General features: G+C 66.1%; 22 protein-coding genes, 1 tRNA gene and 1 pseudogene. 12 read left to right on the top strand and 12 right to left on the bottom strand.

Annotated features, from left to right (window positions below; all coding sequences use genetic code 11):
* The first annotated feature begins 62 nt into the window (after positions 1–62).
* From BLT68_RS07070 to BLT68_RS07045, 6 genes are all read left to right on the top strand, one after another.
* A complete protein-coding gene (locus tag BLT68_RS07070; RefSeq protein ID WP_074633417.1) occupies positions 63–1,550 on the top strand; it encodes an alpha/beta hydrolase family protein in 1,488 nt (495 codons plus the stop codon).
* A complete protein-coding gene (locus BLT68_RS07065) occupies positions 1,547–2,224 on the top strand; it encodes a hypothetical protein (RefSeq protein ID WP_050695588.1) in 678 nt (225 codons plus the stop codon). Before BLT68_RS07070 ends, BLT68_RS07065 begins: the two co-directional genes overlap by 4 nt.
* Before the next feature lie 146 nt (positions 2,225–2,370).
* Complete coding sequence (locus BLT68_RS07060; RefSeq protein WP_050695589.1) at positions 2,371–2,721, top strand: hypothetical protein; 351 nt, start codon at positions 2,371–2,373, stop codon at positions 2,719–2,721.
* Positions 2,721–4,415, top strand: coding sequence for an alpha/beta hydrolase (locus BLT68_RS07055; RefSeq protein ID WP_074633416.1), 1,695 nt, complete (start codon positions 2,721–2,723; stop codon positions 4,413–4,415). Before BLT68_RS07060 ends, BLT68_RS07055 begins: the two co-directional genes overlap by 1 nt.
* Before the next feature lie 62 nt (positions 4,416–4,477).
* Positions 4,478–5,074: a DUF4853 domain-containing protein gene (locus tag BLT68_RS07050; protein ID WP_341349667.1), complete on the top strand. Its 597-nt coding sequence runs from the start codon at positions 4,478–4,480 to the stop codon at positions 5,072–5,074.
* Positions 5,075–5,082: 8 nt separating this feature from the next.
* Entirely contained in the window at positions 5,083–5,739 is a 657-nt protein-coding gene (locus tag BLT68_RS07045) for a DUF4853 domain-containing protein (RefSeq protein ID WP_131800094.1), read from the top strand.
* A 28-nt stretch (positions 5,740–5,767) separates the two neighbouring features.
* On the opposite strand, the gene purB is transcribed toward BLT68_RS07045, so the two are convergent.
* A complete protein-coding gene (purB, locus tag BLT68_RS07040; RefSeq protein ID WP_074633413.1) occupies positions 5,768–7,225 on the bottom strand; it encodes an adenylosuccinate lyase in 1,458 nt (485 codons plus the stop codon).
* A 277-nt stretch (positions 7,226–7,502) separates the two neighbouring features.
* Here purB and BLT68_RS07035 point away from each other — a divergent pair, with 277 nt between their 5' ends.
* Positions 7,503–7,808, top strand: a complete 306-nt coding sequence (locus BLT68_RS07035) for a hypothetical protein (RefSeq protein WP_074633411.1) — start codon at positions 7,503–7,505, stop codon at positions 7,806–7,808.
* Positions 7,809–7,810: 2 nt separating this feature from the next.
* Entirely contained in the window at positions 7,811–9,481 is a 1,671-nt protein-coding gene (locus tag BLT68_RS07030; RefSeq protein WP_232618799.1) for an alpha/beta hydrolase, read from the top strand.
* Between the two features lie 26 nt (positions 9,482–9,507).
* On the opposite strand, the gene BLT68_RS07025 is transcribed toward BLT68_RS07030, so the two are convergent.
* A complete protein-coding gene (locus BLT68_RS07025; RefSeq protein ID WP_070778610.1) occupies positions 9,508–9,894 on the bottom strand; it encodes a phage holin family protein in 387 nt (128 codons plus the stop codon).
* A gap of 121 nt (positions 9,895–10,015) precedes the next feature.
* On the opposite strand from BLT68_RS07025, the pseudogene BLT68_RS09425 reads away from it, so the two are divergent.
* Positions 10,016–10,162 (top strand): annotated as a pseudogene (locus tag BLT68_RS09425) (histidinol-phosphate transaminase); the annotation flags it as partial.
* Here BLT68_RS09425 and BLT68_RS07020 read toward each other — a convergent pair.
* The 5 genes from BLT68_RS07020 to BLT68_RS07000 form a co-directional block, all read right to left on the bottom strand.
* Positions 10,136–11,002: a YwiC-like family protein gene (locus BLT68_RS07020; RefSeq protein ID WP_232618718.1), complete on the bottom strand. Its 867-nt coding sequence runs from the start codon at positions 11,000–11,002 to the stop codon at positions 10,136–10,138. The pseudogene BLT68_RS09425 and the gene BLT68_RS07020 sit on opposite strands and share 27 nt — an antisense overlap.
* Before the next feature lie 190 nt (positions 11,003–11,192).
* The gene (locus BLT68_RS07015; protein ID WP_070778606.1) at positions 11,193–11,675 is read right to left on the bottom strand and encodes a hypothetical protein; all 483 of its coding nucleotides are present in this window, start codon (positions 11,673–11,675) and stop codon (positions 11,193–11,195) included.
* A 134-nt stretch (positions 11,676–11,809) separates the two neighbouring features.
* Positions 11,810–11,883: transfer RNA gene (locus tag BLT68_RS07010), tRNA-Pro, on the bottom strand.
* A 118-nt stretch (positions 11,884–12,001) separates the two neighbouring features.
* Positions 12,002–12,982, bottom strand: a complete 981-nt coding sequence (locus BLT68_RS07005; RefSeq protein WP_070778604.1) for a metallophosphoesterase — start codon at positions 12,980–12,982, stop codon at positions 12,002–12,004.
* Positions 12,972–15,074, bottom strand: coding sequence for a transglycosylase domain-containing protein (locus tag BLT68_RS07000; RefSeq protein ID WP_050695600.1), 2,103 nt, complete (start codon positions 15,072–15,074; stop codon positions 12,972–12,974). The genes BLT68_RS07005 and BLT68_RS07000 overlap by 11 nt, the downstream gene beginning before the upstream one ends.
* Positions 15,075–15,242: 168 nt before the next feature.
* Here BLT68_RS07000 and BLT68_RS06995 point away from each other — a divergent pair, with 168 nt between their 5' ends.
* Positions 15,243–15,602: a WhiB family transcriptional regulator gene (locus BLT68_RS06995; RefSeq protein ID WP_050695601.1), complete on the top strand. Its 360-nt coding sequence runs from the start codon at positions 15,243–15,245 to the stop codon at positions 15,600–15,602.
* The gene (sp36, locus tag BLT68_RS06990; protein ID WP_074633407.1) at positions 15,599–15,778 is read left to right on the top strand and encodes a Sp36 family protein; all 180 of its coding nucleotides are present in this window, start codon (positions 15,599–15,601) and stop codon (positions 15,776–15,778) included. The genes BLT68_RS06995 and sp36 overlap by 4 nt, the downstream gene beginning before the upstream one ends.
* Positions 15,779–15,951: 173 nt before the next feature.
* Here the strand turns inward: sp36 and BLT68_RS06985 are convergent, their stop codons facing one another.
* From BLT68_RS06985 to BLT68_RS06970, 4 genes are all read right to left on the bottom strand, one after another.
* The gene (locus BLT68_RS06985) at positions 15,952–16,635 is read right to left on the bottom strand and encodes a Crp/Fnr family transcriptional regulator (RefSeq protein ID WP_050695877.1); all 684 of its coding nucleotides are present in this window, start codon (positions 16,633–16,635) and stop codon (positions 15,952–15,954) included.
* Between the two features lie 182 nt (positions 16,636–16,817).
* On the bottom strand, positions 16,818–17,720 hold the full coding sequence (locus tag BLT68_RS06980) for an alpha/beta fold hydrolase (protein ID WP_074633405.1): 903 nt from the start codon (positions 17,718–17,720) through the stop codon (positions 16,818–16,820).
* Positions 17,717–20,287 carry an MFS transporter gene (locus BLT68_RS06975; RefSeq protein ID WP_074633404.1) on the bottom strand — a complete coding sequence of 857 codons (2,571 nt, stop codon included), beginning with the start codon at positions 20,285–20,287 and terminating at the stop codon, positions 17,717–17,719. The genes BLT68_RS06980 and BLT68_RS06975 overlap by 4 nt, the downstream gene beginning before the upstream one ends.
* Positions 20,288–20,341: 54 nt before the next feature.
* Positions 20,342–21,271, bottom strand: a complete 930-nt coding sequence (locus BLT68_RS06970) for a hypothetical protein (protein WP_050695605.1) — start codon at positions 21,269–21,271, stop codon at positions 20,342–20,344.
* 17 nt (positions 21,272–21,288) lie between these two features.
* On the opposite strand from BLT68_RS06970, the gene BLT68_RS06965 reads away from it, so the two are divergent.
* Positions 21,289–22,125, top strand: a complete 837-nt coding sequence (locus BLT68_RS06965) for a Fic family protein (RefSeq protein ID WP_074633402.1) — start codon at positions 21,289–21,291, stop codon at positions 22,123–22,125.
* On the opposite strand, the gene BLT68_RS06960 is transcribed toward BLT68_RS06965, so the two are convergent.
* The gene (locus BLT68_RS06960) at positions 22,065–22,904 is read right to left on the bottom strand and encodes an HAD family hydrolase (RefSeq protein ID WP_070778599.1); all 840 of its coding nucleotides are present in this window, start codon (positions 22,902–22,904) and stop codon (positions 22,065–22,067) included. The genes BLT68_RS06965 and BLT68_RS06960 overlap by 61 nt on opposite strands.
* Positions 22,905–22,953: the final 49 nt, after the last annotated feature.

Here is a 22,953-nt window from a genome sequence, read left to right as displayed (position 1 = left end):
GGCGCACCCGGGTGAGACCCGCCGTAGGGTGGAGATAGGACGCAACGCAACAAGGAGGGGATATGAGGCGACGCCCGCGTCGGCGCTACCGCGCGATACGCCGTGTCCCCCAGGCCTACCCCGGCCTCTACCTGCGCCTCAAAGTCGCCCCCATCCTGCCTGCGCTCGCGGCCACGGTCGCCATCGGCGCGGCTGCGGAGATCACCGCGCTGCCCGACCATCTCCGAAGCCGCGCGCGTTCCGTCTCCGACGAAATGGGGAGTGCGATCAGCGAAAAGTCTCAGCGAATCTTCTTCGATACGCCAGGCCTCGACACCCTGCTTATCCGTTCCCTCTCCCACATGGCCCGCCGAACGGCCACCCTGGGGCGTGCCTGGGCCCGCGCGGTCATCGCCGTCGGAGCGGACCGCGACGGGCGCATGGCACGCATGCTTCCCCTCATCCCCAGGCGCGGATACGACGCGCTGATGACCGGAATGCTCACCGTCGGAACGGCGGTCGGCGCGCTTCGCGGCGGTGCCGTCCACGTCGCGCTCCTGCGCGATTCTGACGCCGATCCCCCCTTCCAGCCTCCGTTGCCGGATCACCCCGAGGCTCAGATCCGCCGCGTGGACGCCCCCGAGGCCCTGTCGGACATGTGTGCCGACATCGACGAGCTCTACTGGTCTCGCACCCTGGGTCCCGCCGTGAAGATCACGCGCGTCGGTGAGGGCGAGGCACGCCGCTGGCTGATGTGCCTGGTTGGAACGGAGGCCATGAACTTTCGCTCCACCAACAACCCGGCCGACATTGAGGCGAATATCCGCCTCATGCTCGGCCTAGAGAGCTCCGTGAGTGTCGGCGTCGTCCGCGCGCTGCACGCCGCCATGGAGCGCGACGGGGTCCCTGCCGACGAGTGGGAACGCCAGCCCGTCCTCATCTGCGGGCACTCCCAGGGTGGGATCGTCGCCACCGCGCTGGCCTCTGTCCCGGCCCACGAGGCCGGGGTCAACGTGGTCGGAATCCTGTCCACCGGCGGTCCGAACCGCCGCATCCGGGTGCGCCCCGACGTGGTGACCGTAGCCGTCACCCACGACCAGGACGTCGTGCCCAGCCTCGACGGTTCCCCCGACCGTGCTCCCGACCGGCGCGTCACCGTCGGGCGCAGCCTCGTGCGGCCTCGGACGCGCCCCCTGTATTACGCGCACTCGTCATCAACGTACACGGAGACGGTGCGGATGCTTGAGCGCAAGGTGCGCGTGACCCCGTGGGGGAGGTTGGCCTCGTCAATGGCTGCCCTACAGGATTTCTTGCCCACCCCGGGGGAACCCACGCGCGTCATGCACTACGAAATCTGGCAGGATCTCCTGACCCCCACCTCGGACAACACGTGGAACACGGTCGCTGCCCTGGAGCGCGGCGGTGCCTTCGAGCCGACCACTTATCCAATCGACTATGTGGCCACGGTGCCCCGCCTGCCGCGCGTGGCCCGTTCCCGAGTTCCGCGCCGCGTCCCGGTGCCCGGGCGCGTCCTCGGCGCGCTCGCCCTTTATCGAAAGGACAGGTTATGAACGACCCCAACGATCCCCTGCGCGAGGTGCGCCGATGGATGCGCGTCTCGACCCCCGTCAACAAGGTGACCGCCGCGGGGCTGCGCGGACGCCTCCCGCAGATCGCCGGGCCGCTGGTCATCGGCGCGCTCGGCGTGGGTGCGATCGGCGCCGGCATCGCTTGGAGGGCACTGTCCTCGACGCGAGGCACCGGCCGCACGCAGCGCTTTACGGACCTAACGTCCGCCGCCCTTGAGGCGCGCTTCCCGTCGTCTATTAACCAGGCCGACTCCGGCGGCTCTCATCCCGCAGGCGAGGCGGATCGCGGGGAGCGGTCCCCGCGATTGCATCGCAGCGTGAACGTCGAGGTCGGTGAGGGCTTTGGTCGCCCCTCCCTGGTGTCTATCGATGTGGTGGTACCCGAGGGGGATGTCCTGGTTGACGCCGTCCCGGCGGCTAAGGCGCTGGACGCCGTCACGCGCGCCGCTTGGAACAACCCCGAGATGGCGCCGGTGAGCGTGCGTGCTCGGGTCCTGGCGGCCCATGGCGACGCGGATGACCTGGAGGCCCCCGGCGCGCAGACCGAGGCGGTCGTCGACATGACAGTGCTCGGTTTCGCGGATGAGATTGCGCGCCCCGACGAGCTGTACAGCCGCTACGGGCCGGCCGAATGCGACCCCTCATGGAGGCCGTGAACCCGCGCTGACGCCCGGCCTCGCCGAACGGTCCGGGCGACCGCGTGCGAGATAGTTCGTGATGCTCTTGTGGGATGCTCTTGTTCGCTCCTTGATCGTTTGATAGCGTCAGCCTCGTTGCTATGTTCTGCATGAGAGGGGGCGCAGTGGCCGGTGATCTTGTCATTGAAGAGGGGGACCTCGAAGTCCTGCGCGACCGCGCGAGCGAGGCCTCCAGCTGCCTTCGGTCGGTGACGGTCGCGACGGCGGGCGACTACCTGTCGTCGGCGCTTGGCGGGGGTGAGCTCGCGGGGCTGGGACGCAGCGCCGGTGAAACTATCGATGGTGCCCTCGCCGCCCTATCGTGCGACCTGGACGACTTCTCGCAGTCCGTCAACGACTCGATCAACGAGTACGCCGCGACCGAGGACGACGCGGCAGTGAGCTTCCAGCAGACCCACCATGGTGGTGGGGCGATGACCATGGAAGACCTGCGTCGGATGATGGAGGAAGAGTAGTGGCAACCTGGGCGGATATTCAGAGCTGGGATCACGGCTACGTGATCGAGGCGGAGGACCTCATCGAGCAGGAGCTGCGGGAGGCGCGCGAGCTTGTCTCCGACATTGAGCACGCGGCGCACGATATTCGATCGCAGGGTAAGGGGCCGGATCAGATGCGTCAGCGACTCTCGGAGATTCAGGCCCTCCTGGACGCGCGCATCAACGAGCTCAGCGAATACGCGATGGCGACCGCGGCGCTGCACGGGTACGTGAGCCGGGTCGTCGCTATGCGTAAGTCCGCATGGGAGGTTGCGGCGGAAATTGATTGCGAGATTAGTGAATCCGGAGAGGTTATATTGGGACCGGATTCTGGGGGAGACGATGGCAATCGAACGAGTAAGTACCACGAGCTGTGCGATATTGTCTCTCAGGTGGTTGCGATTGCCACTGAGGCGGAGGCAACCGTGGGGCCGAGGTACAAGGCCCTGGCCGATGGTCAGTACGTCATGCCTGAGGGGCGACACTCTGAGTCCGCGGGCCTGAAGAACGACGCGGATCCCTCATGGAGCCCCGAGGAAGTTTCGGTGTGGTGGGGTTTGCTCTCCGAGTCCGAGCGCGAGGCTCTTATCAACAAAGACCCGCAGAAATACGGTAACCTCAACGGCATCGATATGGAGTCGCGGGCCAAGGCCAACGATATCGCGCTCTTCGGACGCAAGGATGCCGCGGGAAATCGTATCCCGGGGTCGAGCCTGATTGAGCAGACTGAGAAAGAGCTGAAGGAAGCGGAAGAGGCGATAGCAGAAGCGGGCAGAGCTGGCACGGGGAATCCGACGGGCCTCGCAGCCCTTATTAAGCAGAGGGATGATCTCCGGAATCGTTTGAAAGATTTGGAGGCTATCCGAGGACAGCTCGAATCCAATGCAGGGGCCACGCTCGTCACGCTTGAATTGGGAGCTCGGGGCGAGAACGTTCGTGCCGCAATCGCTATCGGAGACGTTGATAATGCGGAGCACGTGACGACCATGGTGCCAGGGATGACCACGACGTGTCGTGATAATGCCCGGCTGAATGTTGAATATGCGAAGAATCTCCAGGAAGCGGCAGAGCTCTACGGAGGTGCGAAGAAAGGGAGCGTAGCCGCCATTGCGTGGTTGGGTTACGAAGCGCCGTCGGATCCCAGGGAAACGCTAGACCTGTCCGTGGCGTCGACACACAAAGCGGAAGTGGGAGGCCAGCGGCTCAACGGCTTCCTGACGGGGATTCACTCGTGGCGCGCAGAACGGGGAATGGACGTGCATCAAAGCGCGATGACGCACTCCTACGGGTCCACGACGGGTGGTTTCGCGATGCGTGACATTGGTGAAGGTGTCGTTGATGACTTCGTGTATACAGGGTCGCCAGGTTCGGCGGTCCAATCCGTCGGAACGCTGGGCGTAGACCCCGAACATACCTGGGTGTCTGCGACTCCGTTGCACGACGCTGTACAAGGAATGGGGACCGACTGGAACTTCGGCCGCGACCCCAAGGAGCTCGAAGGCATCGGACATCTGTCGGGCGATACGAGCGGAGGAGAAGGATACAACGCAGACCCAAATGCAGACACGAACGCGAATCACTCCTCGTACTTCAAGAAGGCTCTGCCAGACAAACGTAACCGTGCTCTCGAGGATATTGGCAAGGTCATCGCGGATTCGATGGGGAAACAATGACTCGGAGGAAGCCTGTCTCCCTATTGGGAGTTATCTGTCTGTCATTGCTTCTGGCGGCGTGTATTCCGAGGCTGCCGGATCCGCCTCATGATGTTGATAGTGGGAGTGTACCGCTGGCTGAGCGTCAGACGGCGGAGGCATTCTTCAATGATACCATGCCTCGGTACGTGAGCATTATCGAGGAAGTAGCAGTGGAGGCGGGAGGAACGCTCGGATTCTACGAAGAACCAGGTAGGTCGCGGTGTGGAGTATCATCAAAAGGGTATGAGATTAGTAGGGTCCGTTATTACATTCCGCTGATTGATTATGAGGATCTGCGTCGGATTGTTGGGAACGGTGCTCGGCGCTACGGGTATGTGTACTCGTCGGATCCGGAGCCTCGGGGTGTACGAAATATACGCAGCGTTGGTCTCGGTGATCAGGACGGCAATTCTCTGTTGTTTGATCACGCCGAGGATGACGTTATCTTTGTTGAGTTTTCCACCGGTTGTTTGCCCTCGGTGCGGCCAGCCGATGTGCTTGAGCGTATTCAGCTTCCAGCGCCCCAGGAGTTGTTCCCTCGTCTGACGGTGGTTGAAGCGTATAACGCTAACAAGCAGAAAAATCCGGCTATTTTCCGTCAGGAGGCGACGGGTGATGATGGGCAGTCGGGGAGCTGACGATGAAGATGAAGTGGATGCCACTGCGTGTTGGTCTTGTGTCGGCCTTGGTGGTTGCCGCTTTCTACGGGTGTGATGCGAAGATGCCCAGGCAGGGTAAGCTTGTTGCCTTTCATCAGCGTGTGAGCTTTGAGGAATACTTGAGCAGTAATTTGTTGGAGGTTTCGCGCATGGCCGGGCGGGTAGCCGCCGAAACTGATGGCGAGCTGAGCGTTGTGGGCCTTCCGTACGTGCAGGCGTGCGGCGTCGAGAGTACGCAGGGGTATCGGGTCTTTGGCTACACCACGATTGCCCCGTCAATTCCTTTTGAGCGGCTGGAGGAGATCGTGCGGGCTCACCGCAGGGATGGTGTGTCTGGGTTGTGGGTGCAAAATGACTTTCAAAGTGATGGTAGTCGGAGGATTTACTTCACGGATAATGATGGTAATTCTGCTGAGTTTATGTATTTTGAGAGCGGTGTTGCGATGAGTTCGTATTCGTCGTGCCTGCCTACCAGTCGTCCTCTCAACGACCCCGATCAGTTTGATCTGCCCTCTGTGCAGGAGGCTTTCCCGGGTGTGCGGGTGAGCGTCAACGACAACACGGACACGAGCCTTCACCCTCTTCCCGCGCTGCACCCCGGCCCACAGTCCGGCTCCCAGAGCGGTGTCCAGTCCGGCCCGTAACACCCGCCGTCCCTCGGGCGAGGCCCGCTCAGGACTCCCAGTGCGCCAGGCGCTCCGACAGGCCCACGTAGGTCGCGGGTGTCAGTGATAGCAGGCGCTCCTCCACCTCGGCGGGCAGCCCCAGGCCCGCAATGAAGTCACGCATGTCATCCTCACCCACCTCGTGGCCGCGCGTCAGTTCCTTCAAGCGCTCATACGGGTTCGCCATGCCCGTCGCCCCCGCGACCGCGGCGGTGCGCATCGCCTGTTGGACGGCCTCGCCCAGCACCGCCCAATTCGCATCCAGATCGCGGGCCATGCGAGCCGCGTTGATCTGGATCCCTTCCAGGCCCCGCACCAGGTTGTCGTAGGCCAGCACCGCGTGGCCCAGCGCGACGCCCACGTTGCGCTGCGTCGTTGAATCCGTCAGATCACGCTGCATGCGGCTGGTCACCAGCGTCGCCGCCAGTGAATCCAACAGCGCGTTCGACACCTCCAGGTTCGCCTCCGCGTTCTCGAAACGGATTGGATTCACCTTGTGCGGCATCGTCGAAGAACCTGTCGATCCCTGGGCTGCCAGGTTCTGGTGGAAGTAATCCATCGAAATGTACATCCACGCATCCGTCGCCAGGTTGTGCGCGATACGCCCCGCGCGCGCCACGTCCGAATACAGCTCGGCCTGCCAGTCGTGCGACTCGATCTGCGTCGTGAGAGGATTCCAGGCCAGGCCCAGGCCCTCCACGAAACGGCGCGACAGTGTTGGCCAATCCGCGCCGGGCACGGACACGACGTGCGCGGCCCACGTGCCCGTCGCGCCGTTGATCTTGCCCAGGAACTCGGTGGCTTCAACGCGCCTGATCTGGCGGGACAGGCGGTGCGCGAACACCGCCATCTCCTTGCCGATGGTCACCGGCGTGGCGGGCTGGCCGTGCGTGCGGGCTAGCATCGGGGTGCGCGCCCCCGCATCGGCCAGGCCCCGTAGGCGCTCCAGGAGCGCGCGGATCGCGGGCAGCCACACCTGCTCGGTCGCCGCCTTGATCGTCAACGCGTGGGCCAGGTTGTTAATGTCCTCGGAGGTACAGAAAATGTGGATGACCTCGCGCAGGCGCGGCAGCGACGTTCCCTCTCCCAGATCAGAGGCCGCGGCCTGCAGGTATTCGCCGATCAGGTACTCGACGGCCTTCACGTCGTGCCGGGTGACGGCCTCGAACTGAGCCAGCCTCGCGACGTGCGTGGCCCCAAAGCCGCGCGGCAGGGCCCGCAGGTAGTCGCGCTCCGCGTCGGTCAACGCCGGTGCGCCCGGCAGCACGGCGTTATCCAGCAGGAAGATCAACCATTCGACCTCAACGTGCACGCGCGCTCGGTTCAGCCCGGCCTCGGACAGATAGTTCGCGAGGGGGGCGCTCACCGCGCGGTAGCGACCGTCCAGTGGGCTGAGCGGTTCACCCCCACCCGCCAGGTCCGAATATCCCTGGGCAGTGGAGAACAGTGTCATCGTGTCGCTCATGCCCCTATTTTCCCAGACGAGGCCCATCCGCTCCGCTCGGCCCGTGCGCCGCCCTCACGCCGGGGTCAACACGAGGCCGGGATGACTCTGAGAGTAACGCCTCTGGCAGGAAAGAGGAACGACTCTCATCCGACGTGCCTCCTGAGAGCGGCGCGTGCACAGGGGGCGGGTGCACCGGGGGCTTATCCACAGGGGTTACCGGCCGCGTGGTGCGCGGGAGGAATGCGCGCGTAGCGTGCCGATTAACACAACACCGCAATCGCCCCTGGGAGTCCTCATGATTATTGACCCGCTCAGTCCCGCCCCGTCCCTGAACGCAGCCTACGGACTCGTCGATACCCTGCGGGTGGCGCTCACGGGGGCAACCTGCCCGCAGTGGACCGGCGTCGGAGGCGACGCCTATCGGACCAGCCAGAGCGAGGCGGTTGCCTGCGCCCTGGGGGTCCTCGCCGATATTCAGGCGGCACTGGACCTGCTTCCCTCCCTCGAAGCCGAGCACGCTCAGCTCTTCGCTCACGAACTCGCGGATCACGCCGATGTGAACGGGACGGGTGCTGACCGCCGGGCGACGGGGGCGTGGTGACCATGGCCTTTGACCCGTATCGGGACGTGTCCGTCGTATCCGGACCCTTCAGCGTCGATGTGAACGAGCTGTGCGCCGCCCACACGCTGATGACCTACCAGGAGATGGTCACGATTACCCCGGCGCGCCTCGCGCTCGGCGCGGCGCTCGCTCAGGCGGAGCTGGCGTCGGCCGTCGCCCCGGCGGCCGCCACGCGACTCGTGGCCGCGATCATTGCGGCCACAGCCGCCCTCGACAGCCTTACATCCACGATCGACGCCCTGCGATGGAAAATCCAAGACGTGGCCCTGACCTACGGGGACGCGGACGCCGCGGCCTCACTGTGGGAAACGGTGCCCGGCAGCCCGATGGGGCCGCAGCTGGGCCCCGGCGGCCTGACCAGATGGGTGCTCGGCCCCGGGAGAGTGACGGCGTCGGGTGGGACGGCCCTGTTTCACGGCGCCCAGGACGCGGCGCACCGGGCGGGCCTGCCCTGGCTTCCCGCCGCGGTGATGCCGGGGGTGGCCGTCCTGGTTGCCCAAAGGGACCTGTGGAACGCGGTGGAGGATGGAATCGCCTTCGTATTGCACGGGGACCAGGCCTCGGGCGCGCAATTCCAGCGGGACATCGGCAGATTCGCGCTGGACGTCAACTCGTGTCCCGCCTATCGCCTGGTCGCCCAGTCGCTGTTGGACACGGGAATCAGCCAGGGCGCGAATCCGACGTCAACGCAGTCCGCCTCCGGGGTGTCCGCCCTGGTGGCCGCAGGCTTGACGGCGCTGGGGTGGGGGCGCGGACGAAGCTACGGAATAGTGGTTAGCGGATCCGACGGGCACACGCACGTGCGCGGCGGCGCCGCCGCCTCGTCACTGCCTCCGGGCGTATTCGATGCTCGGGCGAAGGCCGCGGCCTCGGCGATGCCGGACGCGGCCCCAGATACGCACTACTCGGGCGCCGCCACCAGCGCCGATATCATTGAGCACATTACCCAGATGCACGGAGGTGACGCCCACAACGGAGAGATCGCCGTCGAGGAGCACGTCACCGTCGACGCGGACGGGAGCACTACCAGGTCGTGGACCGTCGACATTCGAGGCACCCAGTCCTTTAACGTCGGGCGGGCGGGTCCGCAGGACATGCGCTCCAACCTGCAGGGGGTGGCCGGCACGTCCTCTGACCAGTTGAATGCCATCAAAGAGGCGATGCGAGCAGCGGGTATTCCGCCCGGCGACGCCGTTGAACTGGCCGGGCACTCACAGGGCGGGATCATGGCGGCCCAGTTGGCCGCCGACCCGGAGGTACGCGCCAGCTATAATGTTGTGTCCGTGGTTACCGCCGGATCGCCCACCGCGACCGTCGCGCCCAGCGACGTCCCCGTACTGGCCTACGAAAACTGCGGTGATATCGTTCCCGGCCTGGACGGAAACGCCACGGAAGGAGACAACGTTACGACCGTGATGTTTCGCGACTATTCCGCCGCCGCCCACCCCGAGGACCCAGTGCCCTCCTCCCACAGCGCGCCCCTGTACGTCGATGAGATCAGGAGCACCCTGAGCGCGGCCAAGGCTTCGTCTGACCCGGGTCTATCCGCCCTGGCGGCGGCCGAAGCGCGCCGAACCCAGGCCCTCGGGCTCACCCAGAACACGCAGACGACGATCCACCACTATCAAACGAGGCGCATCACCCAGAGGTGACGCGCCTTAGTTAAGAGATGGGAGAATCAGCCCCGCTTATCCTTCTTGTCGCGCAGGACGCCCGACACGATGGACGCGACCACTGACGTGATCACCGCGCCTGCCAGGCAAGACCAGAAGCCGCCCGTCGATAGGGGGACGCCCAGCCACGTTGAGAGCCAACCCGTCAGCGCGAACAGCGCCGAGTTTGTCACCATGGCAAACAGGCCGAACGTCACCAGGTACAGGGGGAAGGCCAGCGTCTTAACGACGGGCTTAATCACAGAGTTCACCACCGTGAACACCAGAGCGACGACAGCCAGCACGATCACGGTCTCTGACGCCGATGACGACGCGATCCGGATTGACGGGACCAGGAGGGTCGAGATCCACAGCCCGGCCATCGTGGCCAACAAACGAGCAATGAAGTCCATTTGTTTATTCTTGCGCAGTGGGGTGTTGTTTGCACGGCGCATCCCCGTGGGATAGGACTGGAGACATGACCAAATTACGCATTCGGCCCGCCGTGGTGTCCCTGCCCCGCTACATTCCCGGCAAGTGTGCGCCCGCGCCGGGCTGATCGTGCGTCCCTTCCTCGAGGGTGTCCGCGTATCCGTGGGTACCCACGGCCAAAACGACCGCCTCCTGACGGCCGCCAGGATCTGGCGCGCCGACCTACGGGATGAGGAGCGAGGCGAATAAAAGCGCTGTCCATCCGATCTCGGTGAACCCGATGAGCTTCGGGGACAGGGGTCGCTTTTTGGCGCGGCTCACCGTGGGCATCACCCACGCGCGCACCGTCAGACCCACCCACGCGACAACGGGCCACGCAGTGAGCGTCCCGAAGCGCCACGCAAGGAGCGTGCCCAGCGCGCACGCCGCATGGAACGCCGTCGCCCCCCACGCCCAACGCGGATCCCGGCGGCCCCGGATCATCGAACGCACCACGGGGACCGTCCCCACGTAATGCAGGGCGAACGCCGCGCACGTCACCCACGCGCGAGCCGACACGGCCCCCGGCGATCCGTCGGATGACGCCAGGGAGAACGCCACCGGTCCCATCACGCCGCCCGCCAGGATCGAGGCCGTCCGAGCCCCCAGGGAGCGCTCGCGGCCCCGCCACACGAGGAGCAGCGCAAAAAGGGCCAGGGGAGCGAACAGGATAGCCCACCACAGCGTTTGTGGGCGGGCCACGAGCAGTGCGATCCCGGGAATGGCCGTGAGCACCCCATAGGTCGCCAGCGCGGGGACGATGCGGCCCCGGCGCTTGGCGGGGGTCTTTACCCACAGGCACGTGGCGGAGAACGTCTGGAAGGCCATCGCCCACGCCACCAGCATGAGGAGCGTGGGCCACGAGAAGCGCGCGGCCAGCGCCAGGCCGAGCAGAGGCGGCAGGGCCATCATGGTCCACGCGCCATGCTGGTCACTCAGCCAGCCGCGGCGCTGAAGATTGCGCATGCGCGGGCGGGTGGGGCGGTGGCCTCGCGGGCCGCCCTCTGGCCTGGTGGGTGCGGGCGTGGCGGCGGGTGCATCACTGTGCATAGCCTTAGTTTAGAGATCTGTGCCTGCAACTCTCAATACTGGTTATGTCGCCTGATGAGACGCGCCCGGCACCCCTCGGTGCCGCGAAAAAGCAGCGCGGTGCCATTTGTGGCGACAAGAAGCGGGGGCGACCGGACGGTCGCCCCCATTCGTGCCCCTGTGGGTCACGCGTCTGATGATGCTGCGAGCGTCACTCGAACGCGCAGAGATCCTGCAGATCGGCCATTGAGGCGGAGAGCTGCTGGAGAGCGGCCTGCAAGTCGGAGAACGCGCTGGGATCGTGGTTGGACAGGAGATCTTCCGCCGATGCGGCAGCCGCGCCCATGTCTGCGATGACTGCGTCAAGGGAGTCCTTCACGTTAGCGTTGCTGATCGTCGAGGCCGTGTCCTCCAGCCGAGAAGTTAGGGACTTGAGCGTGTCGAGGCCCTTTTGTGGGTTAGAACGGGCCTCCTGGGCCGCGGCGCTGAGCTCCTCGGATGTTGCGCGGACGTTGGGTTCTATCGTGGCGCAGGCATCGGTGACGGACTGGTCAGATTCGGCCCCCTGACTCGGGGTAGCGCTGGCGTTCCCATCCGGTGAGGCGGTCGAGTTGTCGGACTTGTTTCCTCCGCAGGCTGCCATGCCGAGCGGCAGGAGGGTGATGAGCAGTGCGGCCGCAATGCGACGCTTCATGGGTTTTACTCCTCGAACGGTTGGCGATGGTTACCGTCTCAGTCTATCGACGTTCACATCCAGGTCTACCCAGCGGTCAGTGATCTTACGCATACAAAATCGCCGGGACCTGATGGTCCCGGCGACTCACCGAGTCGGGGTGGCGGGATTTGAACCCACGGCCTCTTCGTCCCGAACGAAGCGCGCTACCAAGCTGCGCCACACCCCGGTGCCGTTCGAGTATAGCCTCACCCCGCCGTGAAACCCAAACCGAGACGAACCAAGCGCATGAAGTGTGTTTCACGCCGCAAAATGGTGGGGATGGGGGGCGGGCGCACGCCGGGGGCCTACGCGGAGTGGACGTGGATGAGGGAGGCCTCGGGCCGCGTGGCAATGCGGATCTTTGCGTAGGGAGAGGTCCCCAGGCCGGCCGACACGTGCAGCCACGAGGATGAGCCATCGGGCGCTTCCCAGCGCCTGAGCCCCTTGGCGTAGGCGCGCGAAATGTCGCAGTTCGTGATGATTGCCCCGAAACCGGGGATGCCGATCTGGCCGCCGTGCGTGTGCCCCGCCAGGATCAGATCGGAACCCGCTGACGTGAGCCCGGAAACCACGCGCGTGTACGGCGCGTGGGTCACGCCCAGGTGCAGCGCGCCGGGAGCGTTCCACGACGAGGCGGGGGCAGGGATGCGGTCACGGTGGATGTGCGCGTCGTCGGTGCCGAGCAGCGACACCGTGCCGGTCGGTACCGACAATGTCCCGGACATGTTGGACAGGTCGATCCAGCCGGCTTCGCGCATCTGGCGCACCATCGGCAGGTAGGGCAGGTCGGGAACGACGCGGGAAGGGTGCGGCTTGGATCGGCTCAGGTAGAGGCTCCAACGCTTGGAAATCGGCGAGTAATAGTCGTTGGACCCGAGCACGAACGCGCCCGGGTAGGCCAGGAAGGGACGATACGCCTCCATCACCATTTCGAGCGCGTCCGTGGAGCCAAAGTTATCTCCCGTGGAGATGACCATGTCGAAGCGTTCGGACGATGCCACGCCAGACAGGAAGCGCAACAGGAAGTCCTGCCCGGCGAACAGGTGCAGGTCGGCAATCTGGAGGATCCTGACCTCTGGGATATCCGCCTGGACGGGCACGTCGTAACGGCGTAGGACGGGCATGGTCCGCTCAACCGACCCCCAGGCCAGCGCGGCGCCTCCCGCGGCGAGGCCGGCCAGGCCCACCCCTGCGACAACCGCGCCCGCGGCGCGCAGGATGCGGAGGCCTCGTCTCATTGACGAGGCGGCTTCCCCCTGCAGCGCGGCGCTGACGTCAGTTGCCATGACCGTGAGAGCCCGGGTTCGGCGTCGATCCTCGCGGGGCCGAGCCGATATTCGCGTTGGACACTGACTCGACGGGGGTGCCCGCCAATACCTGCGACATGTAGGGGCCCCAAATGTTTTGGCCGACGAAGGTTTCACCGTAGATGTCGCCGTAGTAGGTGCCGTTGATGGTGACGCCGCTGACTTCCTGCGAGGAGTTCGCGCCGTGACCCACCCACGCGGCGGTCACGAGCGACGGGGTGAAACCCGTCAGCCACGTGTTGGCGTGGCCGTCGGTGGTGCCCGACTTTGCGGCGAAGGGGCGCCCCTCACTCAGGCGCGTGGACGTGTAGTAGCGTCCGGCCGACGCGGTCAGCAGGGCCGCAGTCTTGTTGGCGACGTCGGCGGGGATGACCTCCTTGCAGTCGGCCGAAAACTCCTTGAGCACGTTCTCGTTACGGTCGGTCACGGACTCGATGGACTGGGGCTTGCACTGCTGGCCGGAGTTGGCAATCGCCGCGAAAACGGACGCCATCTGCAGGGGAGAGGCGGACACGGAGCCGAGGACGTTCGCGGGGAACGGCGACGGCACCTCGCCGTCCTCGGTGATGCCCATGTTGTAGGCCGTGTCGAAGATCGAACAGAAGTCCACGCGTGACGCCATGTTGACGAAGGCTTGGTTGACGGACTGGCCGGTCGCGCGAACGACGTTCATGGTGCCGGTCTTGCCCGCAAGGTCGTTCACCTTGTAGCCCTCGGTGATGATGGACCGGCCACCGCACTTGAAGGCGCCGTTGGGGTAGTAGGTGTTCGAAGAGCCGACCGTCTCGTATGCGGAGTGACCCTCCTTGAACCACTGGAGCAGGGTGAACACCTTGAAGGTCGAGCCGACCTGGAAGCTGCCGTCGGCAGAGTAGTTCGACATGGTTTGTCCACTCTCGATGCCGTACGTCGTGTTCTGCGCCATTGACAGCACCCGCCCCGAGCGCGGGTCCAGGGAGACGAGGGCGTCGTTCAGGCCGGAGGGGTCGCCCACGGGAATTGTGTTCGTCAGCGACGTGTAGGCGGCAGCCTGTTTGGAGGAGTCCATCGTGGTGCGGATCGTGATGCCCTGGGTCTTCAGCATGCGCTCGCGCTCAATGCGGGTCTCGCCGAACGTCGGATCGTCCAGGAACTGCGCCAGAACGAAGTCACAGAAGTACGCCTTGGAGGACTCGGCGCCCGAGCAGCCCTCAGGAGAAACCGTCGGGTTCAGCATGGAATCGACCGTCGTCTTGATGCCGCTGTCGTATTCCTCCTGCGTGACGACGCCCTGATCGAGCATCGTCGCCAGGACCGTGTCGCGGCGGTTCTGAGCGGAGTCCGGGTGGGTGAGGGGATCGTACTGGACGGGGGACTGCACCAGGCCGGACAGCAGCGCGGCTTCCAGGTAGTTCAACTCGGACGCCGACTTAGAGAAATAGCGTTGAGACGCCGCCTCCACCCCGTAGGTGATGGGGCCGAAGGAAGCGATATTGAGGTAGCCGGTGAGGATCTCTTCCTTGGACAGCGTCTTCTCGAGTGCCAGCGCGTACTTGACCTCGCGGAGCTTACGCTCGGTTGTCTGCTCGGTCGCCGCACTCACCTGGTCTGCGTCGCCCTCAAGGTAGCCGCGCTCGGCCAGCGAGTTACGCACGTACTGCTGGGTGATTGTGGATGCGCCCTGGTGGCCGGTCTCGCCCAGGTTAGTGACCAGCGCGCGTGCGATGCCTGTGGCGTCCACGCCGTTGTGCTCGTAAAAGCGCTTGTCCTCAATCGCGACGATTGCCTTCTTCATGACGTCAGCAATGTTCGCGCTGGGGACCACGATGCGCTGCTTGTCGTAGAAGTGCGCGATCACGCCGCCCGATGAATCGAGTAGCTGCGATTCCTCGGCGGGGGCGACCGTCTGCAGGTCGCCGGGCAGCTCGTTGAAGACGGAGGGAACCGACTTCGCGGCCAGCGCGGTGGGACCAGCGACGGGAACGAGCATGCCGGCCCCGACGACGCCCATAAGCGCGGAAACACTGAGGAATGCCAGCAGCAGTGCGAGCAGCTGGGTCGGTCTGACAGCGCGATGGTGAGAGTGCGACATACTCCTAGCTTACGTGTAGGTTCGCTCATGTGGCGTTTGATAAGGCGCGAAAACTGCCTGATCGGTCACCTGCAGCGCCATAATCGCTTGTGGCACCGCTTGCACCCGCAATGTCATGTGTGTATGGTCACATGTAGAACTCGGAGTTGAGTGAAGTGGAGTTCCGCGATGTCAACGCACAGCGATGACCAGAGCTGGGTCGCGCGCGCGCTCTGCGCGTCCATTGAACCGGACGTGCTATTTGTGCAGGGCGCATCGCAGCGTCAGGTCCGTATGCGCTGCTACGAGTGCGAGGTTCGCCTCGAATGCCTGGCGGACGCCCTCGAGTCCGAGGCGAACTACGGCGTGTGGGGCGGCCTGACGGAGAGGGAACGCCGGGCGATACTGCGCCACTATCCGCACGCGGAAAACTGGCTGGAGTGGCTGCGCACCTCCGACGATCCTCTGGCGCGCGAACTGCGCAGTCCCCACGTTCCGAAGGTTCTGTCTTACGTGCGACCTCAGATGGCGGGTAGGATGGCACCATGACCAAATGGGAATATTCCACGATTCCGCTGCTCACGCACGCGACGAAGGCAATCCTCGACCAGTGGGGTGCTGACGGGTGGGAGCTTGTTCAGGTGATCCCGGGTCCCACGGGCTCCGATAACCTGGTCGCCTACCTCAAGCGCCCGATCCAAGAATCCGCTCCGATTCAGAACTGACGCCCCGCGCACGGGTGTGCGGTGCGCAGGGGGCGCTGCGCCCACGCAAGGAACCGGACGCCGCGGTTGCGCCTGCGCGCTGCGCCGTGGGTGCAACGCGGCTGTCTCAATAAGAGTAAACGGCGGGCTGGGTCCGGTCATCGTGTACTGGACCCAGCCCGCGTCAGCTGAGGTCAGCGCGCGCGGCGCGCGAGGCGATCGACATCAAGGAGCGTCACGGCGCGACCCTCGAGGCGGATCCAGCCTCGCGAAACGAAGTCGGCCAGAGACTTGTTGACGGTCTCACGGGAGGCGCCGACCAGCTGAGCCAGCTCTTCCTGCGTGAGGTCGTGGGGGACGTGCACGCCCTTGTCGGTCGCCGTGCCGAAACGGTCAGCCAGATCCAGGAGGGCCTTGGCGACGCGGCCGGGAACGTCAGAGAACACGAGATCCGAGAGGGACTCGTTGGTGCGGCGCAGGCGCTGTGCGAGGGCACGCAGCATGTGTTTGGCCAGCGTCGGGTTCGTGTCCAGCACGTGCATGAGGTCCTCGTGCTCCAGGTAGAGGAGCGACGCTGGGGAAACGGCGGTCGCGGTGGTTGAACGCGGACCCGGATCAAAGAGTGTGAGTTCACCAATGATCTCTCCGGGACCCAGGACGGCGAGCAGGGACTCGCGGCCGTCGCCGGAGGTGTGACCGAGCTTGACTTTGCCCTCGGTCACGATGTAGAGGCGATCGCCGAGGTCGCCTTCGTCGAAGAGGGTCTCTCCACGGCGCAGAGTCGTGTGACCCATTTTCTGCTGGAGGGACACCTGCTGTGCATCATCAAGGCCACCGAACAGCGGCACCTGGCTGATGAAGTTACCGTCACCGATCATGGTGCGGAGCTCCTTCCGCTCGTGCCCGATTGCTCGGGCGTTCGATTTGGACTGCGCGGCGAGTCCCATGCGTTACACCGCTCACTAGGAGGTACCGCGTATCACATCATTATGCCCTATTTATCAGGTGAAACGGGTTATATTCGGCGAGTTGTGTGAGCTGTCTAATGAAAAATGGGCTGTCAGGCGTACGTTCCGATGTGTTCTGACAGGGCCGACGTGACCGCCCGGGGTGCCTCTTCGGGCAGGAAATGGCCTGCCTCGCGAATAACAATCTGCGTGAGAGAAGCATCGACAAACCGGGCGTTAGCGGCGTGATCCAGCGGGGACCAGGCGCCGTCATCGCGACCGACAAGCGACAGAACGGGAACTCGCACCGGTTCCGACAAAGCATGCCGGACCCCTCGCGAGAGCGTCCGGGCGGCGCGCAGGCCGCGCAGGCCGGTGTGGGCGGCGAAGGGGCGCCGCAGCGCCGCGCGGTACGGACCCGACTGCGACACCAGCGCGTCAACGTTCGCCGGGGACGCCCACGCCCGGTACACGCTGGTCACCAGCGATCCGGTGTGCAGCGCGCGTTCCCTGCCCGTGGGCAGGGCGAGCCTCCCGTGCAAGACGCAGCCACTGGCCCAAGGAACGCGCCCGATCACGGGGCGGACTCCGAGCGGGTGAGGAGCGGACAGGACCGCGATCGAGCGCAGTTCCAGGGGAGCAAGCGCCCCAATCATCCACGTGACGGCGCCTCCGATGCCCATGCCTGCCACGGAAAAAGAGCCGATGCCCAGCGCTCGGACGACTCCGACCACGTCGCCGGCCATCTGCACCAGGTCGCAGTCTCCGCGCGTCAGGTCGGAGGTGCCGAAGCCTCGCAAATCGAGAGCGATGACGCGGGGCGCTTGCTTTGCCAGGGAGGGGAGAACGTCGCGCCACGCCCACCAGTGTTCGGGGAATCCGTGGAGCAGAACCAGCGCATGGCCCATGTCCTCGCCCATGTCGGCGACGTGGAATGCGGCGCCGCCAGCGCTCACGTGCCGGTGGGTCCACGGACCCTCACGCTCGATCGCGCTGGCGGGAATCAGGGGCGTCACTTCAGGCCCGCGTCCTTGGCGGCACGCTTGCGGGCGCGCTTGGAATAGAAGGCACCCGTGGGGTTGCTCACCTCAAGGGAGGTACGCAGCGCCTCCTCGGAGCGGCCGGTGCGGCGCGCCGAATGAGAGACGTAGGCGATGCCCATGAGGACCGCGCCCAGCACGACGAAGCGGCCCGAGTATCCGGAGGCCTGCAGGTGGTGCATCAGGTTGGCGCCCAGAGGCCCCGTATCACGCAGAGAGGTCAGCGCGGAGAGCAGCGCCGAGGCTGTGAAGCCCGGGGCCAGGACCCACGGAAGCCCCACGAGGAGCGCAACCGCGCCCATGATCCACGCGCCCAGCGACGAACGGCGCGCCAACACGAACAGGATTGCGGCGATGACGACTGCGCCCAGGAGCTCGCCCAGTGCCTGGATCGAGGCGACGCCCGTGAACATGGGTGCGGAATCGGCCAGCGTCATACGGGCTCCCGCGTCGGCCGCCAGATACCACGCCAGGGGCGTGAAGACCAGGAATCCCACCAGCGACACCCAGTGGGCGCCCGTCCGCGACGGCATCTCCGTCAGCTGGGGTGCGGCAGAGAAGAGCTCATCGTCCAGTCGATGCGACTCGCCGGACCTATCCGACCGATCGCGTCCGGCGGAGGATGCGATCGCGGCCAGCGTCTCGGCGTCGCGCCCCTCGTCGGCGCTCAGCAGGGAACGGCGTCGCGGCCGAGTGGTCTCGGCTGCATCCTGATCCTCGAAGGAATACAAGGCCTGCGGCGCCTGCGCGGGCAGCTGGGTCGTGGCTTCCGCGAAAGAAGGTTCCGTCTGCCTGGGGGGTTCGACCGTCGCTTCCGGCTCCGTCACGGGCGCGGGGGCAGCGGTGCGCACGGGGGCGGTGGGCGCCTCTTTCGCGGCGTAGCTGGAAGCCGGAGTCGAGGGCGTTAAAGGCTCCTCGTCGCCGAAAATCATCGTCCGACGCGACGGCAGCGAGTAGGGGGTGGCCTGGTCAGTGGTGGGTTCGGCGGCACCGCCCGTCACGCCGCGGGTTTCCTCCTCGGCAGCGCCGACGGCGCCGCCGACCTCCCGGATCTTCGACACCGGTGCGTTAGGTGTGGAAACGTCGCGCACGGCGTCCAGGTTCAGGCCCAGGACAGCAGCGGCCTGCGCGGGCGTCATGATGGGTGGGCGCTTCGGTGCCGGTTCCTGATCACGGGTGGCACTGGGCGAGGCTTCCCTGCGCGCGGACGTGTCCAGCGACGAGAAGGGAGCGTCGGGCCGCGCAGGTTCCTTCGCCCCGGGCTCTTCTGTGCTCTCGCTTGCGTCTGTGGTCGGCGCAAAATCCCCGGTCGGGAAGGCCGGGCCGGGTTTTTGGAGGGGGGTGGCCTGGGTGGGCGCGATGCCCGGGGTGGGGAAGGTGAGGGTGGGTTTTTGGAGGGGGGTGATCTGGGTGGGTGCGTCGTCGGTTGGCGCGTTGTCCTCGGGCGTGTCGCGACTGGGTGCGGGGGCCGGGGTGGGGAAGGTGAGGGTGGGTTTTTGGAGGGGAGTGATCTGGGTGGGTGCGTCGTCGGTTGGCGCCTTGTCCTCGGGCGTGTCGCGACTGGGCGCGGGGTCCGGGGTGGGGAAGGTGAGGGCGGGCTTTTGGACGGGCGGGATCTGGGTGGGCGTCTCGTCGGTTGGCGCCTTGTCCTCGGAGCTGTCGCGGGTGGGTGCACTCTCTTCGGGCGCGGCCTGCGCGTATGCGTCGTCGGCTGGTGTGCTCTCTTCGGGAGCGGTCTGCGTTGGCGTGTCATCGATGGACGCGCTTGCCTGCGAGGTTTCCTGTGCGGGGGCGTCGTCCAGGGTCGGGAGGTCCGCGGCAGGGTTTTCCTCGGGCGCGGTCTGCATGGGCGTCTCGTCGGTTGGCGCTTTTGCCTCGGAGCTGTCGCGGGTGGGTGCACTCTCTTCGGGCGTGGCCTGCGCGTATGCGTCGTCGGCGGGTGTGCTCTCTTCGGGCGCGGTCTGCGTTGGTGTGTCATCGTCGGACGCGCTTGCCTGCGAGGTTTCCTGTGCGGGGGCGTCGTCGGTGGGAGCGTCCTGCTCGGACATATCCTGTGCGGGCGTGTCATCGGCGGGTTCCCCCACAGGAGCATCCAAGGAGGCAGCGGCGGGGGTAGGCTCCTCGGCCTCGTCAGTCGCGGGGGTCTCCGCTTCCCTCTCGCCCGTCGCTAAAGCATCCGAGGCGGGAGCGTCCTCCTCGGTGTCCGCCCGTTTTTCCTCGGCAGAGGAAGCGGAGTCGGCCCGGTCCGTGCAGGACGCGCCGACGGCATCGCCAGCGGCAGCGGGGACGACGGGAAGCTCGCCGGTGGAAATCCTGTCCTCGATTGCTGGCTTGAGTGGGGCGGCGGCCGGGCCTCGCCCCGTCACCCCGCTGATCGCAACAGACTCGATCTCGCCCGTGTGGATGGGCTCGCTGGACTCGCCGATGATCGCCGCCGCATCGGAATCCTCGCCCGGCAGCTCGATTTCCTCGCCGGTGAGCACCGGGTTGTCGCGGTCGTCCTCGGTGCGGTCACGCTGGACGTCAAACTCGTTCTCGGACATGCTTCCTCCTTGTATCTGCCCACATATTACGAGCCTTGCGGCTACTCGCGCGCATTAGTTTCCGGCAGGCCCCTCATTCGGTATCGAATCCTCCGGCGCATCACTGACTTTGGAGGCCCGCAGGCGCGCCCACAGTACACCCAACGACGCGCAACCCGTGGCCATCCCGAGCGCGGCCAACGGCGGGCTCGCCAGGGCCACCCTGGTCATGATCGAGGACCCGGGAACTATCACGTTGCCTGTCAGCGACGCCCACACCGGCAAAATCACGTAGGTGGGCAGCACCAAGATGGTCCATGCCGCCGCTTGCGCGCCCGTGATCGACCAGCGTGCGCTGACAACCAGGAGCGCCAAGGCCAGACCGGCAGGCAGAGCGAACCACGGGGCCAGCGTGTAGCTCGTTAAGATGCCCTCCAGGCCCATCGCCGCCACGTTCGTCGAATCCGATGGCGCCGCCGCGATCATCAGTACGCCCACCGCGATGGCCGATGGGATTGCGACCGCGGCCCCGAACGCGCGGCGATGCGTTCGCGCCAAAGGAATGCGCGACTCCTTGCCCGCGCGCGTGCGCACCATCTTGATCGCCAGAGCGCACGCGCCGAGCATCAGGGACAAACACACCGGATACAGACACCAGACGACCCCGGCGTACATGTCGCTGGGCCCCACCGACGACTTCATCAGTAGCGGGATGCGTGCCACCCCCAAAAACTGGGCCGCTCCCACCGCCAGCGACCACGCGAAGGTGACTACCATGCCCGTGCTCGACTCCTCGCAATTGAGCGCGATCAGCGCCAACAGCAGCGACGCCAACGCCATGCCGATCAGCCCCTCCACGGAGGACAGGGGCTGTCCCACGGCAGCCAATGCCTGCACGTCCACCATGGACGAACCCAGGAATACCAAGGACATTGGGGCAAAAATGAACGCGAACAACCCCGAGCGCAAGCGCGCGGAGAACTTTCGATGCTGCAAAAGCGTCATACCCCTAGTGTAGAGGGGTGAGTATCGAAGCCCTGGTTGACCCCGCGCCCGACGTTCTGCGTGCCGCGGCCGCCCGCGCCGACGTCGCCTCAGCAATGAACGAGGCGCACGCCGCTCTCGCGGACCTGCGCTTCTCCGAGGGCCTGCGCCGCGGATGGGAGGAGGCCCGCGCCGAGGCTTCCATCCGTGAGGCCGCCGCCCTGGCCATCATCGAGGGTGCGCGCACCAGTGTCGACGACGTGCGTGCTCTGTCCATGAACGACCGGGGAGGGCCCGCATCGGACCCGGCTTCCACACTCGCGCTGGGCATCTGGCGCTCGCAGTGGAACCTCGCGTCGCGCTTCCCCGCGCTCAACGTCCGCGCCCCGGCGCTCGCGCGCGTCGCCCCCACGCCCCTGCCTGCCCTCATCGCGGCGCTGCACAGGGACGTCTGCTCGGCGATGGTGGCGGCGGGCCTGGTCGAAGCGCCTTCGGTGGCATCCCCAACCGACCCCGCTGCGTTGGCGCCCGCCCTGGCCTACGCGCGCTGCGACGCGCCCGCCCTGGCCATCGCGGCCGCCCTAAACGCTCACTTTCGTTTTCGGCGTGTCTTTGCCCCGGCCTCGTCCGCGGTGGGCGCGGGCCTGGCCCGGTGGATCCTGGTCACGCGCGGAGTCGACCCGACGGGCGTGTGCGTGCCGGGCGCCTACGACGCGGTGGACCCCTCGCGCGCGGGGCGCTCCCTCGCGGGGTGGGTCAGCGCCGACGAGCCCGGCCTGGCCCGGTGGATCACCCACTACTGCGCGGGGATCGTTTACGGCGCGCAGGTGGGGCGCGACGTTGCCCGGCACGTGCAGGCCGGCAGGCTCGGATAGGGGCGGGCGCGGCGCCGCAGCAGAGCACAGGCCAGTACCCCCACGGCGACGCCCGCCACGAAGGGCAGCGCGACCTTCGCGGGCGTGGGCACGTGGCGTGGCAGCACCCGAACCGTGGACATGAAGGTCAGGGTGGGCCAGCCTTCGCGCTCCGCCAACTCCCGCAGGGCACGGTCCGGGTTGACCGCGAAGGGGTGCCCGACCAGGCGCAACAGGGGAGCGTCCGAAATGGAATCAGAATAGGCGTAGCACTGGGACAGGTCCCATCCGCGCGCGCGGGCCAGGGCTTCGCACGCGTCCGCTTTTCCCTGCGCCTGGTTAAAATGCACGATCTCTCCCGTGAAGCACCCGTCCGCGTCGATGGCCGCCTGCGAGGCCAAAACCTCGTCAGCTCCCAGCATCTTGGCGATGGGGCGAACCACCTGCTCGACCGACGCCGACGCGATGACGACGACGTCGCCCGCGCGCTTGTGGCGCTCGATGCGCTGCAGGGCCTGTGCGTAGCAGACGGGCTCGATCGTCCGCTCGAGCGCATCCTCAACGGTGGTCTCCAGGAACGCCGCGTCCCAGCCGCGCCCCATTTTGCCCATCGCCTCCGCCATCTGTTCCATGCGTGACTCGTCCGCGCCCGCGAGCAGGTAGGGCAGCTGGACCAGGACGGATGCGACCGCGGTGCGCCGGTTCATCAGGCCCGCCTCGATGAACGGTCCGGAGAGCGCCACGTTTGACGACGTGTCCAAAATAGTCTTATCCAGGTCGAAAAATGCCGCGCGTACCATCGCAATCACTCCAGCGTCGGAAGGGTTCCACAGGGTCCTCCGTCGGAAC

The organism is Schaalia meyeri (assembly GCF_900105015.1).
GTDB lineage: Bacteria > Actinomycetota > Actinomycetes > Actinomycetales > Actinomycetaceae > Pauljensenia > Pauljensenia meyeri.
This window is presented reverse-complemented; position numbering and strand designations above follow the sequence as displayed.